Origin of the sequence: Clostridium tertium (genome assembly GCF_902652255.1) — a bacterium.
Taxonomy (GTDB): domain Bacteria; phylum Bacillota; class Clostridia; order Clostridiales; family Clostridiaceae; genus Clostridium; species Clostridium tertium_A.
In genome coordinates this window covers 84,412-101,010 of the sequence record NZ_CACRTO010000048.1, presented here as the reverse complement: position 1 = coordinate 101,010, position 16,599 = coordinate 84,412, and the positions used below count along the sequence as shown (strand labels likewise).

Annotated in this window: 8 protein-coding genes; 5 read left to right on the top strand and 3 right to left on the bottom strand. The window is 30.5% G+C overall.

What is annotated here, in order from left to right; all coding sequences use genetic code 11:
- Positions 1-316 precede the first annotated feature (316 nt).
- Complete coding sequence (locus GPX08_RS15680; protein WP_156627762.1) at positions 317-5,080, top strand: hypothetical protein; 4,764 nt, start codon at positions 317-319, stop codon at positions 5,078-5,080.
- 95 nt (positions 5,081-5,175) lie between these two features.
- On the opposite strand, the gene GPX08_RS15675 is transcribed toward GPX08_RS15680, so the two are convergent.
- Positions 5,176-6,069, bottom strand: a complete 894-nt coding sequence (locus GPX08_RS15675; protein ID WP_156627761.1) for a LysR family transcriptional regulator — start codon at positions 6,067-6,069, stop codon at positions 5,176-5,178.
- A 262-nt stretch (positions 6,070-6,331) separates the two neighbouring features.
- Between GPX08_RS15675 and GPX08_RS15670 the strand changes: the two genes are divergently transcribed.
- From GPX08_RS15670 to recQ, 4 genes are all read left to right on the top strand, one after another.
- Entirely contained in the window at positions 6,332-8,032 is a 1,701-nt protein-coding gene (locus GPX08_RS15670) for a pyridine nucleotide-disulfide oxidoreductase (RefSeq protein ID WP_156627760.1), read from the top strand.
- A 116-nt stretch (positions 8,033-8,148) separates the two neighbouring features.
- Complete coding sequence (locus GPX08_RS15665) at positions 8,149-9,402, top strand: YeeE/YedE family protein (protein ID WP_156627759.1); 1,254 nt, start codon at positions 8,149-8,151, stop codon at positions 9,400-9,402.
- Positions 9,403-9,505: 103 nt separating this feature from the next.
- On the top strand, positions 9,506-10,816 hold the full coding sequence (locus GPX08_RS15660; protein ID WP_156627758.1) for an amino acid permease: 1,311 nt from the start codon (positions 9,506-9,508) through the stop codon (positions 10,814-10,816).
- Positions 10,817-10,972: 156 nt separating this feature from the next.
- Positions 10,973-13,420, top strand: a complete 2,448-nt coding sequence (recQ, locus tag GPX08_RS15655; RefSeq protein WP_156627757.1) for a DNA helicase RecQ — start codon at positions 10,973-10,975, stop codon at positions 13,418-13,420.
- A gap of 80 nt (positions 13,421-13,500) precedes the next feature.
- Here the strand turns inward: recQ and GPX08_RS15650 are convergent, their stop codons facing one another.
- Entirely contained in the window at positions 13,501-14,946 is a 1,446-nt protein-coding gene (locus GPX08_RS15650) for a family 1 glycosylhydrolase (protein WP_156627756.1), read from the bottom strand.
- A 15-nt stretch (positions 14,947-14,961) separates the two neighbouring features.
- Positions 14,962-16,401, bottom strand: a complete 1,440-nt coding sequence (locus GPX08_RS15645; protein WP_156627755.1) for a family 1 glycosylhydrolase — start codon at positions 16,399-16,401, stop codon at positions 14,962-14,964.
- Between the last annotated feature and the right edge of the window lie 198 nt (positions 16,402-16,599).

Below are 16,599 nucleotides of genomic sequence, written 5' to 3'. Positions count from 1 at the left end.
CGTTTTCTTTAAAATAAATAATATGTTAAATGTTGAATGTTAAAAGTTGAAGTTTACCGATTAAAGTAAGGCTACATAAGAAAAGGAAAAAAATATAAAAATAGAAGAAATCTAAGTCGTATTATATGAGGATTAACATTAGATGGAATTAAGTTCAACTTAAGATTACAATTAATATTAAAAAATCTTCCTGACAACCTTTACTTAAATATAACATCAATAATTATATTTACCTAAATTACTAGATATTGTATAATAAAAAGTGTAAGATAAATGTAAAATAAGTAAGTATGTATATAAATAAGGGGGTATGATTATGAGATTAAAAAGAATAATGGCATTTACTTTATCAGCTTTGCTGATGCTGTTGAATATGACTAATATAGTAATGGCTACTGAACAGTCTAGTACGATTAAGGTAGGTATAGGAGAAAAAATTGTAATTTTGGAGCAACCGAGTTCTACACCAACTATGAAAATAGCTGATGAAAATATAGCGAGTATTAGTTATAAGGCAGATACTGATGGTAAATGGAAAGTTATAGTTGAGGGAAAAAACATAGGTATTACAACTGTGTCTCTTGAAATATGGGGGGAAGCAACTAGAACTTATACAATTGAAGTAATAGAGGGATCAACAATTCCACCTAGAGATAATAATACACAAAGAATTAATGCTAATAAATTGCTGTGGACTCCAGTATCTGATAAGGATCAATTAGGTGGGGCAGATGATTTTAGCGGTATAATATTTAATGAGTTTAAAAACTTTAATGAGACTGGAGGACCAGTTGCAGCTAAGAAAATTGATAAGGTTGGTATTATTACTTTTGAAGCTGGCACAAGCCCTGCTATAAATCAGTTTAGTGATATTATAATCCCAGAATTTAATGTAGGAGTAATGTCCCAAGAAAGTGTACTTGGAAAGAAAACGGTAATTACTAATGGTGATGCTGTAGTAGGGACAGGCGTAGATACAAACAATTTAGATATGGGACATGGAGCAGTTTACAAAAAGCAGCAACAAATAGATAGCTTTTTAAAAGAAGCAAAGGCGGATCTTGTAAAATTAAACGAAGATTTATGGAATAGGAAGAATACAGCAGAAATAGTAGATGCTAATAATGTAATTACATTGAATTGTGTCAAGGGAATTAATATTTTTGAGATCGATTTTTCTTCTTTAACAGGTAAAAGTATTAATTTTGATTATCCTAAGGGTGCAGAAGATTGCACAATTGTTATTAAGGTAAAAGGGAATACTATAAAGTATAATGATACTTTTATTAAAAATATTCAATTTTATGATAAAAATACAGATAGTCTTGCAAATCGTGTTATATGGACATTCGATCCAGCAATAAAGAATATTGAAATAAAAAGTACTAGACTATGTGGCTCATTACTTGCTCCAAATGCGGATATTACATTTAGTGCAGATGGATACAGTGCTATTAATGGTACTATTATAGCAAATGGGTTGGATGGTTCAGGTACTAGTTCAGAATTACACTGGGTTGGACCTTTCAAAGGTAAATTAGGAAGTTCACCTATTAATAATACAGGGAGATTTGAGTTTAATAAAAAGGATGACCATGGAGATGCAGTTAAGGGTGCAGAATTTGCACTATATCAAGGAAATGAAGAAAAAATAAATTCAACTTCTGATGAAAATGGATTAGTATCATTTACTGATATAGAAGCAGGATTATATACTTTAAAAGAGAAGGCAGCTCCAAATGGATATGATATTTCTGAAGCAGAAGTAGAAGTAATAGTATCAAATGAAGGAACAGTTACTTTCAAAAAAAATGATGCAGTAAAAACACAGGCAGATATAGAGGCACTATTTATTAATAAAGTGAGTACAGTAAACTTTAGCTTCGCTAAGGTGGAAGCTGGAACAAGTACAGCTATTCCAAATGTGGAATTTAACTTAAAGAGCAGTGATAATAAAATAGTTAAAGGGAAATCTGGTGTAGATGGAATTGTAAGTTTTGAAAATATAGAATTAGGAAATTATACTCTAGAAGAAATAACACCAAGTGGCTATGAAAAAGCAGGACCTTGGAAAGTAAATGTTACAAAAGATGGTGCAAGTATAGATGGTAAACCACTTGAGAAAATTGAAAATACAAGGGTTGTTGAAAAAACAGGGTCATTTAAGTTTAATAAGAAAGACAATCATGGAAACTTACTTAAAGGTGCGGAGTTTACATTGTATCAAGGAAGTAAAGTGTATAATACAACTTCTACAGATAAGGGATCAGTAGCTTTCAACAATATAAAAGAAGGAACTTATAAATTAAAAGAAACAAAAGCCCCTGAAGGATATGAAGTATCTACTTCAGAAGTAGAAGTAACAGTAACAAATGATGGAACAGTTACTTTTGAAGAGAGTGGAGTTGATAAGACAGAAGAAAATTTAGATACATTGTTCATAAATAATGTAAGTACTACAAACTTTAGTTTTAATAAAGTAATATCAGGGACAAGCACAGCTATTCCAAATGTAGAATTTAACTTAAAGAGCAGTGATAATAAAATAGTTAAAGGGAAATCTAGTGTAGATGGAATTGTAAGTTTTGAAAATATAGAATTAGGAAATTATACTCTAGAAGAAATAACACCAAGTGGTTACGAAGAAGCAGGACCTTGGATGGTAAATGTTACAAAAGATGGTGCAAGTATAGATGGCAAGCCACTTAAGAAGATTGAAAATAAGAAGATCGTTGAAAAAACAGGAGCTTTCCAATTTAATAAGAAAGATAATCATGGATTGACAGTTAAAGGAGCAATTTTTGGATTATACCAAAATGGAGAAGAAAAATATACTTCAACTTCTACTGGGAAAATAACTATTGCGAATACTTTCAAGTTATTTAAAGCTACTATAACAGGAGAAAATAAAACAAGTGATGGAATAGTATCTTTTAATGGAATAAAGCAAGGAACCTACACATTGAAAGAAACAAATGCACCAGAAGGATTTGATATATCTACTTCAGAAGTAGAAGTAACAGTAGATAAGGATGGAGTAGTTATATTTCAGATAGATGGTAAGGAGATAACTTTAGCAGACTTAAGTGAAATCTTTGTAAACAATGTTAGCAAAGTAGACTTTAACTTCAATAAAGTTATATCTGGAACGGACATAGGTATTGAAGGTGTAGAATTTAAATTGCTACAAGGAGATAAATTAATTGATACAGAAAGATCTAATGCAAATGGTGTTGTAACATTCAAGGGTATTGAATTAGGAACGTATACTTTGGTAGAAACAAGACCATTTGGATACAAGGAGTTAAAACCAGTAGAAATAAAAGTTACTGAAAAGGGAGCATTCGTTGTTAATGAAAATTCAACAACAGAGCTTATAAAAATTGAGAATGTTGAAGTTATAGGAAACTTCCAATTTAATAAGTTAGATAATCATGAAAAAGTTGTTAAAGAAGCTAGATTTGCTTTATTCCAAGATGGAGTAGAAAAGTATAATTCAACTTCTACAGATAATGGATTAGTATCTTTCAATAATATAAAAGAAGGAAGTTACACATTAAAAGAAACTGATGCGCCAAATGGATATGAAATATCTAATACAGAATTAGAAGTAACAGTAGATAAAGATGGGAAGGTTACATTTAAATTAGATGGACAATATAAAGAATTAGCAGAGTTAGATTCACTTTACGTAAATAATATTATTGAAACAAAAGTAGACTTTGGTTTTAATAAGGTAGAGAATGGAACAAATGCAGCTATTTCAAATGTAGAATTTAAATTAGTGCAAGGTAATGAGGAAATCGCTAAAGCTATATCTGATGAGAATGGTATTGTAAGTTTTGAAAATATTGAATTAGGAACTTACACTTTAGTAGAGACTACTCCAAGTGGTTATAAAGAAGCAGGACCTTGGACAATAAATGTTACAAAAGAAGGTGCATCATTTATTGATGGAGCTACTCTTACTAAAATTGAAAATGAGAAGATTGATGAAAATGTTGATGAAAAATTAGGATCCTTCCAATTTAACAAGAAGGACAACCACGGTAACTTAGTTAAAGGAGCTGAATTTGAACTATATAAAGACGGTAAAAAATATACTACAATTTCTAAAGATACAGGAGTAGTAGCTTTTAATGATATAGAACAAGGAACTTATACATTAAAAGAGACAAAAGCACCAAATGGTTATGAAATTTCTAAGATAGAGGTAGAAGTAATAGTAGACAGTGATGGGAAAATTACTTTTAAGAAAAATGGTGTAGTTAAAACAGAGAAAGAGTTAGATTTATTATATGTAAATAAATTAATTTTAGGTGATATTAGCTTTACAAAATATATTAATGATAAGAAGAGTACTCTTACAGGTGCAGAGTTTGAGTTATTAATGAATGGTGAGAGATATGGATCAACAGTATTCTCAGATGCAAATGGTTTAGTAATATTCTTGAATGTTAAGCCAGGTGAATATAAGATTAGAGAAGTAAGTTCACATAGTAAATATTTTAAGACTTCTGATAAAGTCATAGATGTTACAGTTGATGATAACGGAATAAGCTCTCTTACTGGAGAAGCAAAGGTTGAAGCAGAAACTCTATTTATTAATAAGGTGGAAAACTCAATTCAGTTTATTAAATATAGCGATGAAAACTCTGTTTTAAGTAATGCAACCTTTGAACTTCTTAAGGGGACAGAGGTTATAGCAATTTCTATTTCTGATAAAAATGGAGTTGTAAGATTTGAAAATATACTTCCAGGAGAATATATAGTACGTGAAAAATCAGCACCAAAGGGCTATATAAAATCAGATGCTACTAGAAAGTTAGTAGTTAAAGATAACGGAGAAATTTCAATAATAGCTTCAGAGATAAAAGAATGGGAAGAAGCATTTAAGAATAAACCTTATAAGTCAGAAGAAGGGTCTATAGGGGACAATAATACTGATAATAATAATACTAATAATACTGAAGATAATACAACAGTTCCACAAACTTCTGATGAAACAAATGTTATATTCCCAGTATTAGCAGCTTTCCTTAGCTTAGCAGGTATATTCTTAATTAGAAAAATAAAGTAGAAAAATAGAGAAGATAATATATCACAATATAAAGTAAATAATGAGTAATAAAAAAGCTAAAGGAGCTGTTTGAAAAACAGCTCCTTTAGTTATATCTAATAACAAAAACATCTCTTATTTGATGTTAAAAATTGAACAAACTTTTCTTCATGATCTGTAAAATTATAGTTTTTTCTAAAGGCTATATAGTAATTATATGGAATTTCTAAGCCTTCAATAGTAATTTTTCTTAAGGTACCTGTCCTAAGTTCGTGAGTAACTACTGATTCTGGAAGGAAGGAGTATCCTCTACCAGAAGCCACTGATGATTTTATAGACTCAAGGGAGTTTAAAGAAATTAATATATTTAAGTCATCTAATGAAACTAATTTGCTTTGAAGAGATTTTTCTAGTAAAGCAAGGATTCCTGAACCTTCTTCCCTTAAAACTAAAGGTAATTTAGTAAGCTCCTCTATAGAAATAGAACTTTTAGTAATATTTCTACCTCCAACTAAGATTAGTTTATCAGGCATTATAGGAGTTGTACTAATATTATCAGGAACATCCATATCTTGAATAATAGCAATATTAGTAGCATGGTTTATAAGGTTTTTTATAACATTTGATGAATTATCTATTTCCATTGATATATCTATATTGAAGTGTATTTCTTTAAAGGTATAAATGCTACAAGGTAATATATGTTCACCAATGCTTTTACATGAAGAAATAAATAGTTTAGACTTTTTATTTCTTAGATTTTTTAAATTACGCTCAAGGTTGTCCTGTAATGAAAGCATACTTTCAGCATATTCAAATACCACCTTACCTTCTTCAGTTAAGGTAACGCCCTTATTACTTCTGCTTAAAAGGTTTTCACCGATATCATTTTCTAAGCTTTGCAATTGCATACTAAGTCCAGGTTGAGTTAAATGTAGCTGTTTAGCAGCTTTAGAGATACTATTACACTTTACAGTTATATAAAAAGCACGTAAGTAAGTTAGATTCATTTATTCACTTCCTCTAAATTTCATAGTTCTTATATTCTATATTAACCATATAATATATGTCAAATTTTGAAGATATATAAAACTTGCGTTGAAGATGTATAAAATATACTTTTTTAGTGTGTATAACATTTGCTTATTGTAGATAAGGAATACTTATTACACATAATGAGTTATTATATGTTATCCTAAAGAAGGATAAAAATTTAACAATCTATACTGATTAGTCAAATTAATTGTTTAATATAGATAGGAGAGTAATCGTATGAGTAAAAAAGTAGTTATCGTTGGAGGGGTTGCTGGGGGAGCATCAACTGCAGCTAGATTAAGAAGATTAGATGAGAATGCTGAAATAATAATGTTTGAAAGAGGTCCACACGTTTCATTTTCAAATTGTTGTTTACCATATCATCTAAGTGGTAAAGTTGAAGATCATGAAGATTTAGTTTTAATGAAACCAGAAAAATTCTTTAGCCAATATAGAATAGATGCAAGAGTATTTAGTGAAGTAGTTAGAATTGATAGGGAAAAGAAAGAAGTTACAGTAAGAAATGTTGTTAATGGAAAAGAGTATGTTGAAAGCTATGATAAGCTAGTACTTTCACCAGGAGCTAAAGCAATAGTTCCACCTATAAAAGGTATTGATGAGGTAAATTTATTTACAGTAAGAAATGTAGTAGATATAGCTAAACTAAATGTATTTATTAAAGAAAATAGAAGTAAAAACATTACTGTAATCGGTGGAGGATTTATAGGAGTTGAAGTTGCTGAAAATTTAAAAGAAGCAGGATATAACGTTACTTTAGTTGAAGCAATGGATCAAATAATGAAGCCATTTGACTATGATATGGTACAAGTTTTACATAAAGCTATGTATGACAATGGAGTTAACCTTATAGTTGGGGATAAGGTAAGTTCATTTGAAAAAGATACAGTAGTTTTAGAATCAGGAAAGAAGATAATATCAGATGCAGTAGTTATGGCAATTGGAGTTATTCCAGAGACAGACTTAGCTAGAGAAGCTGGATTAGAAATAGGACAAACAGGTGCTATAAAAGTAAACACTAATTATATGACTAATGATAAAGATATATATGCTGTGGGAGATGCAATAGAAGTTCATCATGCATTAACAAATAGCATAACTAAGCTTCCACTTGCAGGACCAGCTCAAAAGCAAGCAAGAGCAGTTGCAGATCACATTAATGGATTACCAGTTAGAAATACTGGATTTATTGGTTCATCATGTATCCAAGTGTTCGATTATAATGGAGCATCTACTGGTTTAACAGAAGGTCAAATTAAAGCTCTTAACTTAAATATTAATTATGAAGTTGTTAGGGTAATACCTCAGGATAAAGTAGGATTAATGCCAGGAAGTGAACCACTTCATTTTAAATTGATATTTGAAGTACCAACAGGAAGAGTATTAGGAGCACAAGCAATAGGTAGAGGAAATGCAGATAAGAGAGTTGATGTAATTGCTACATTAATTAAGTTTAATGGTACAGTTTATGATTTAGCAGATTTAGAACTTTGCTATGCACCACCATTTGGAACTGCAAAAGATGTTGTTAACCATGCAGCATTAGTTGCAACTAATCTTCTTCAAGGAACATTTAAACAAGTTTATGTACATGAAGTAAGAGATTTAGTAGAAAGTGGAGCTTATATCATAGATGTAAGAGAAGAAGATGAGTATGAATTAAGTCATATCAAGGGAGCAAAGAATGTTCCATTAAGTCAATTAAGAGATAGAGTTAATGAAATACCTAAGAATGTACCAGTATATTTACATTGTAGAAGTGCACAAAGAAGTTATAATGCAGCACTAGCTCTAGGACATTTAGGTTTTGATAATATATATAACATTTCAGGTGGATTTATGGGAATTAGTTTCTATGAATACTATAATGATATGATAAGCGGAAGAGAAAAGGTAGTTACAGATTACAACTTTGATTAATAAAAAATACTTTGGGACAAGTTTAATTTTTGATGAGGCTGTTTGTAAAGCAGCCTCTGAATAAAAATAGGGGTTTATAAACTTTAATATAAATTTAAGTAACATAGGAGGATATCATGAAAAAAGGACAAATATTTATAGGATTTGGAATTATTGCTACAATTACTGCATTTATTATGACTAAGTATGCGGATCAAAGTAAGTTAGCATTATTTCTAATTACAGGATTAATGTTAGGTTATGTATTACAAAGATCTAGATTTGGATTTGCTGGTGGAGTTAGAAAGATAGCTATGACTGGTGATGGAAAGCTAAGCAAAGCGTTATTATTCTTATTTGCTATAAGTGTAATTGGAGCAGCTGGAATTCATTATGCAGGAGCACAAGCTGGAGCTGAAGCTGCTTTTAGAGCTGCTAAAGATGTTGCTACTATCCCTGGTACAGGAAGTGTATCTGCAATTTCATTAGGATTTATAATTGGTGGAATATTATTTGGAATTGGTATGGTACTAGGCGGAGGATGTGCTTCAGGTACATTATCAGATACTGGTGAAGGATCAGTAAGAGGTTTAATAGTTCTTTTCTTCTTCTGTATAGGAGGAATGCTTGGTACTTGGAATTTACCTTCATTAAAGAAAACATTCTTATATAAGAATTCATTAACTGTTTATTTACCAGATACTTTTGGATATGTTGGTGCAGTATTAGTATCATTATTACTACTTTTAGGATTATATTTTATAGTTAAGATATATGAAAATAAGAGAAAAAAGGCTGGAACTTTTAAGCTAGAAGAATATTCTGAATGGGAAAAGGCAATTGAAGAAGATAATGAATATAAAGTTTTAAGCAATAAAACATATCATAAGCTTTTTGTTGAAAGATGGTCTTTCTTTACAGGAGCTGCATTAATAGCAATATTATTTATATTTATAATTAATACAACTAATTCAAGTTGGGGTGCATCAGGTCCATATACTCATTGGGGAGTATGGTTATTTAGTAAACTAGGTATAGACTTTGGAGCAATAGAAGCATTTAAAGGAAGTGTTGGGGTAGTTAGTAAAGGAATATTAAATGATCCAGTTTCAGTAAGAAATATAGGTATTATTTTAGGAGCTGCTATCTGTATGTTATTAGCTGGAAGATGGAAGCTAACTGTGAACTTTAAAGCTAAGGATGTTGTATTCTATGGGTTAGGTGGTATATTAATGGGATATGGAGCAAAGCTTGCAGGTGGATGTAATGTTGGAGCTTTATTCTCAGGTATAGCAAATCTTTCACTATCTGGTTGGGTATTTTTAGTAACACTTGTTGTTGGTGGTCTATTAGGAGTTAAATTAGTTAAGAAATTTAATATACCTGCATAGATAGCAATAACATGATAATATAATAGGGGAAATATTTTATAAGCCTATGCAGGTAATTCTGCATAGGTTTTGTTGCTAAAGAAAAATAGAAAGGAAAAAAAGTATGAAAAAATATCTTAATAGATTAGATGTATTTTCTATTGTTGTAGGTGGTATTATCGGTTGGGGATCATTTATGCTACCAGGAACTAAATTTTTAAAGGAAGCTGGAGTAATAAATACAGCCATAGGACTTATACTAGGAGCATTATGTATTATTGTAATTGAAAGAAACTATGAAGTTATGATGGCAAATCAAAATGAAGAGGGGGGAGAGTTTGCCTTTACATATAATAATTTAGGCAAAAAGCATGGGTTTATTGTTGGATGGTTCCTTACATTAGCTTACTTTACAATGATTCCTCTAAATGCTACTGCATTTCCATTAGTTATAAAGAAGTTAGTAGGTGGAGTTTTAGAATTTGGATATCTGTATAATGTTGCAGGATATAATGTGTATATAGGTGAAATACTTGCAGCTAGCATTATTATTTTGATCTTTGCCTATTTTAATATAAGAGGATTAAAGGAGTCTACTAGGATACAGAATATTATAATAGCAATACTAATATCGATGGTGATTTTAGTTTTTATAGGAATGATATTTAAGGGAGAAAGAGAAGCTTTTGTTCAAACTTATATTGCAGAATACTCATTTGATATAAAGGCAATAGCTATGGTATTTGCTATAACACCTTTTGCTTTTATTGGATTTGATGCTATTCCTCAGTTAAGTAATGAATATAAATTTTCAACTAAAAAGGCATCAATAGTTGCTGTAACGGGGCTTATTATAGGAACGTTAATATACAATATATTAAATATAATAACAGCTTTAGCTTATACACCTGAACAAGCAGTGGCACTTGAGTGGGCAACAGGTAGTGCTGTATTAAGCACATTAGGAAAAGTAGCATTCTTTATGCTTATAATGGCATTATGTGGTGCAGTATGGAGTGGAATTAACGGATTTATGATTTGTAGCTCAAAGCTACTAGGCTCTGTAGCTAGATATAAGATGTTGCCAGATAAAATGGGGAAGGTAAATAAAAGTGGAGTATATAAAAATGCAATACTATTTTTAACATCTATAAGTTTAATAGCACCTTGGTTTGGTAGGGAAGTTATAATATGGATTGTAGATATGTCGTCTCTTGGGGCAGCAGTAGCATATCTTTATGTTTCATATATTTCTTACAGAAAGGTTAAGAATAAGAGTGGCAAGGTATTCTCTGTTTTAGGAGTACTTATTAGCATACTATTTATTTTATTATTATTACTACCTATGTCTCCAGCAGGGTTAGGAAAAGAATCAATGATTTCATTATTAATATGGAGTGTTATGGGGATTATCTTTTATTTTAATATTAAGTAGATTAGAAAAAGATATTTATTATTATGAGAGGCTTTAACATAAATAGGGACAACCGTACTGAAGATAGTACGGTTTTTTTAATACTAATGAATATATTTAGAGATACAGTGCTATAATTAAGATAATAAAATAGAAGGATAAATAAGGAGAGTAGCATTGTCAGTTGATAAATTAGAAGTTTTAGAAAAGTATTTTGGATATAAGAGCTTTAGAAGAGGGCAAGAAGAGATAATAGATGAAATAATTAATGGTAGAGATGTTCTTGCAATTATGCCAACAGGAGGGGGAAAGTCTATTTGTTATCAGATTCCATCCTTAATTTTAGATGGAGTAACAATAGTAATTTCACCACTTATATCACTTATGAAAGATCAAGTTGATACCTTAAATTCTACTGGAATTAACTCTGCATTTTTAAATAGTTCATTATCTATGTATGAGTTTAATGAAATAATGAATGGTATTGAGAATAATAAATATAGGATAATTTATGTTGCACCTGAAAGACTTCTTTCAAATGAGTTTATTACAGCAATTACTAAGATTAAGATATCACAAATAGCAATTGATGAGGCTCACTGTGTATCTCAGTGGGGACATGACTTTAGGGTAAGTTATAAAGGAATTGCAATATTTATTGATAAGCTTATAGAAAGACCAATTATCACAGCTTTTACTGCAACAGCATCAGAAGAAGTAAGAAGTGATATTGTAAATTTATTAAAGCTTAATTCGCCTAAGGTATTTGTAACGGGTTTTGATAGAGAAAACTTAAGGATTAATATAGTTAAAGGTATAGAGAAAAAGAAGTTTTTAGTTAACTATATAAAAAATAATATTAATGACTCTGGAATAATATATGCAGCAACAAGGAAAGAAGTAGAAAGTATATATGATTTATTAAAGAAAAATAAGATTAATGTAGGAAAATATCATGCAGGCCTTTCTAATGATGAGAGAATTAAAAATCAAGAGAAGTTTATAAATGATGAAATTACTGTTATAGTTGCAACTAATGCTTTTGGAATGGGTATTGATAAACCTAATATAAGATATGTCCTTCATTATAATATGCCTAAAAATGTAGAAGGATATTATCAAGAGATAGGTAGAGCTGGGAGAGATGGTGAAGCCAGTGAATGTATTATGCTTTTTTCACCAGCAGATGTTATTACTCAAAAATACTTAATAGAAGTTAGTACTGAAGATCCAATAAGAAAGAATAATCAATATAAGAAGCTTCAACAAATGACAAGCTTAGTTTATATAAATAGTTGTTATAGAAAATACATTTTAAATTACTTTGGAGATTCTTATGAAGGGGAATGTAATAATTGTAGTAATTGCTTAAGTAAAGGTGAGGTTAAGGATAAAACTATAGATGCTCAAAAGGTTATGTCTTGTATTTATAAGATGAAGAGAAGCTTTGGAGTAGGCATGATTGTAGATGTCCTTAGGGGGTCTAAAAATAAGAAACTTTTAAACTTTGGTTTTGATGAAATAAGCACTTATGGGATTATGAAAGAATATTCAAGTGATGGATTAAAAGAATTTATAAATATATTAATTGCTCATGGCTACTTAGATGTAAATGAGGAATTTTCAACTGTAGCTTTAAATAATATATCTTTTAAAGTTATAAAAGGTGAGGTTGAAGTTTTACTTAAGGAAGTTAATATTGAAAGCAATAAAGTAGAGAATAATGACTTATTTGATAAATTAAAATACTTAAGACGTGAAATAGCTGAAGAAGAAAAGAAGGCTCCATATATGATATTTGGTGATGGTACTTTAAGAGAGATGAGTATAAAGTATCCTATAAATAAGGATGAAATCCTTCAAGTATCAGGAGTTGGAGAGGTTAAGTATGAGAGATATGGTGAAAGGTTTATAGAAATCGTTAGAGACTATGTAGTTACAAATAATATTAAGAAGGAAGTAGCAATAGAGGAAGTACAATTAGAAGAAATAGAAGGTGATTACTTTGAAGTGAATAGTGATAATGAGCTTTTAGAAAGACTTATAAAAATAAGAGAAGAATTAGCTAAAAAGCTTAACCTACCTGTATCAATGGTTTTAAGTAAGAGTACATTAAAAGAAATAAGTGGAAGATATCCTGATAATTTAGATAAACTTAAAGATATAGGCGGAATTGGGCCAAAGAAGATTGAAGGCTATGGTCAGCCAATAGTTGAAGAAGTTAATAATTATATTATTGAAAAGGGTATTGAACCTACTTGGAAAGAAAAGAAGAGGAAAAAGCTTATTATAGATGGAGAAACTAGATCGTCTTCTGAAATAGCTTTAGATAGACTTAATATGGGGGAGGAGATAGAGGATATATCAGAGGATATGGAAATATCAATTTCAACTATATTAGGATATGTTACAGATTATATAAAAGCAACAGGAGATTATAGTATTAAGATAGACCTAGATAAGTACTATGATAAAGAAAATGAAGATATAATATTAAACTCTATTAATAAAAATGGAATAGATAAAATTCAAGTTATTAAAAAGAGTTTGCCAGACTATATTAAATATGAAGCTATTAGAGCTGTAATACTAAAAAACAAGTTTATGAATGAGAATATATCTTAATGAATAATTAATGAAAGAATAGAGAGAATAGATAAGTATCTATTCTCTCTATAATTAAAATATATACTAATTTTTATAAATTATTCTAAGTCCTTTCCATCACTAGCAATGACTTTTTTATACCATTCAAAAGAATCTTTTTTAATTCTTTTTTGTGTTCCGTTTCCTAAATCATCACGATCAACGTAAACAAATCCATAGCGTTTGCTCATTTCTGCGCTAGATGAACTTACAATATCAATTGGTCCCCATGCACAATATGCGAAGATCTCAACTCCATCTTTTAAACATTCATTGATTTGCTCAATATGTTTTCTATAGAAGTCAATTCTATATGGATCATGGATTTTTCCATCTTCTTCTACGGTGTCAAGTGCTCCAAATCCGTTTTCACCGATCATTAAAGGCACTTGATAGCGATCCCAATATTGAGATAAACAGTTGTAAAATCCTAATGGATCCATACGCCATTCCCATGGTGTAGGTTCTAGATTTGGATTTTGTAGCGCATCAGTTGGATTCATAGTGCATTTTTCAGCATCAAGAATTCTAGAGTAGTAATAACTGATTGCTAAAAACTCCATCTTGTTTTCTCTTAATAAATCTAAATCCCCATCTTCCATTTTAATATCAATATTGTTTTCTTTAAAATAACGAAGAGCATATCCAGGGTATTCACCACGTAATTGCACATCTGAGAAGAAGTATTGCATACGGTTACGTTTCATTGTGAATACAACATCTGCTGGTTTACAAGATGCTGGATAGAATGTGCAGTCTGCTAACATTGTACCTATTTTTGCTTCAGGATCAACTTCTTGAGACAATTGTTTGATTTTAGCACAAGCTACAAATTGATTGTGTACTGCTTGATACATTAATTCTTCCATATTTTCTGCTTGATCTTCATAAATTCCTAGTGATCCGAACTGTACAGTAGGTACTAAATTTACTTGGTTACAAACTATCCAATATTTTACTCTGCCTTTAAAACGATCTAATAATACTTTGGCATAGCGTACAAAGAAATCAATTACTTTACGATTTGCGAATCCGCCATATTCAGTTACTAAATGAAGAGGAATATCGTAATGTGACATAGTGATAATTGGTTCCATTCCATCTTTAATGATTTCATCAATTAGACGATCATAAAACTTTAAGCCTTCTTCATTTGGTTCTAATTCATCTCCTTTTGGGAAAATTCTTGACCATGAAATACTTGTACGGAATGTTTGAAAGCCCATTTCTTGAAGTAATGCTAAGTCTTCTTTATACGTATGATAGAAATTAATTCCATAACGTTTTGGGAAATAACTTTCTTTATCAGCAATTAATTTTTTAATTCCTTCTAGTGTTCCGCCACCTTCTTTAGTTATTTTTGCACGGTTGATGTTCTTATCATATGCATGAATATCTGATGTAGATAATCCTCTTCCGTCTTTATCAAATTCTCCTTCGCTTTGACATGCAGCTGATGCGCCACCCCAAAGCATGTGATTTGGAAATCCTGTTGTTCTTTTCATATAATTTACTCCTTTTTATACTAAATCTTCTCCATTTGATTTGATTAATTTTTGATACCAGTAGAAAGAATCTTTACGAATTCTTTTACATTCCTTTGGATCATCATCTGTTCTATCTACATAAATAAATCCATAACGCTTTTTCACACCGTTGCTTGTAGATAATAAGTCAATAGCAGACCAAGGACAGTAAGCTAATACTTCTACACCATAATCAATGGCTCTTTTCATTGCTTTTACATGATCTCTTAGGTAATTGATACGATAGTCATCGTGAATTTTTCCATCTTCAGTTAATGTATCAAATGCACCTAATCCATTCTCGGTTATCATAAGTGGTTTATTGTAACGTGTGTAGATATCACGGAAAATATATTCTAATCCAGTTGAATCTATTGCCCAATCCCAATCTGTTGTATCTAGTTCAGGGTTTTTACACATTTGGTAGAATCCTGGATGTGTTTCAAATCCATCAATGGCTCCTTTTTTACCTGACCAGTTTACTCCTGACCAACGGATTGCTTCATCTTCTGGACATGCTTTAGCACACTCACTTGCATAGTAGTTTAATGCTAAGAAATCAGAATATCCTTCTTTAATTAATTCCATATCACCATCTTCAATTACAGGCGCTAATCCATGTTGCTCTAAATAAATTTGAGCGGATTTTGTATAGAATCCTTTGAAATAAATATCTAAATAATATGCATTTCTTAAATCATGTGCATTTTGTGCTGCCATTACATCTTCTGGTTTACTTGTTAGTGGATAAACTGGTGCATATCCAAGAGCAGCTCCTACTAATCCTCCAGGAACTAGCTCGTGTACTAATTTACAAGCAATAGCATGTGCTAAGTTCATATGATGGTTAATTTGATAACGTAATTGATTATTATCTCTCATACTTTCTGGAATAAAACATTTTTGTGTCCAGTATTGAACGATTATGCTTTGTTCGTTTATTGTTGTCCAATATTTTACTTTATCTTTAAATTCATTAATTATATATCTAGCATAGTATTCAAAATCTTTTACAACTTCTCTACTAATCCATCCATTATATTTTTCAACTAATGCCCAAGGTAAGTCGTAATGATATAATGTAATAATTGGTTCAATACCATTTTTGATTAGCTCGTCGATTAAATCACGGTAGAATTGAATTCCTTTTTCATTTACTTCTCCCACACCATCTGGGAATACACGAGACCATGATATTGAGAAACGGTAAGTATTAAATCCCATTTCTTTCATTAAAGCAACGTCTTCTTTATAGTGATGATAATGATCACTTGAAATATCAGCTGTTGCAAAGCCTCTTTTCTTGTAGTTCTCTTTGTTGATAATGTCTTGTTGTGAAGCTTTTTTTCCATCTTCATAAGCTGCACCTTCTACTTGATAGGCACTTGTTGCTGCTCCCCATAGGAAATTTTCAGGAAATTGTTTGCTTGTCATAAATTTAATCCTCCTCTTTCTTTTTAATTATTTAATAAATTAAACTGCCATTCGAGGAAAATACGTTCATAGAATGTTATGTTTAAATTTATATCTATATTATGAGACATATTTGAATATTCTCTCAACTCATGTTTTGCACTTTATGGTGAAAGTAATTAGATTTACGGATTAATATTTTATTTGATTCAGCATAGA

Coding starts and splice junctions, on each gene's coding strand:
- GPX08_RS15670 (WP_156627760.1), top strand. CDS start 6,332: ATGAGTAAAAAAGTAGTTATCGTTGGAGGGGTTGCTGGGGGAGCATCA.
- GPX08_RS15680 (WP_156627762.1), top strand. CDS start 317: ATGAGATTAAAAAGAATAATGGCATTTACTTTATCAGCTTTGCTGATG.
- GPX08_RS15665 (WP_156627759.1), top strand. CDS start 8,149: ATGAAAAAAGGACAAATATTTATAGGATTTGGAATTATTGCTACAATT.
- GPX08_RS15675 (WP_156627761.1), bottom strand. CDS start 6,069: ATGAATCTAACTTACTTACGTGCTTTTTATATAACTGTAAAGTGTAAT.
- GPX08_RS15645 (WP_156627755.1), bottom strand. CDS start 16,401: ATGACAAGCAAACAATTTCCTGAAAATTTCCTATGGGGAGCAGCAACA.
- GPX08_RS15650 (WP_156627756.1), bottom strand. CDS start 14,946: ATGAAAAGAACAACAGGATTTCCAAATCACATGCTTTGGGGTGGCGCA.
- GPX08_RS15660 (WP_156627758.1), top strand. CDS start 9,506: ATGAAAAAATATCTTAATAGATTAGATGTATTTTCTATTGTTGTAGGT.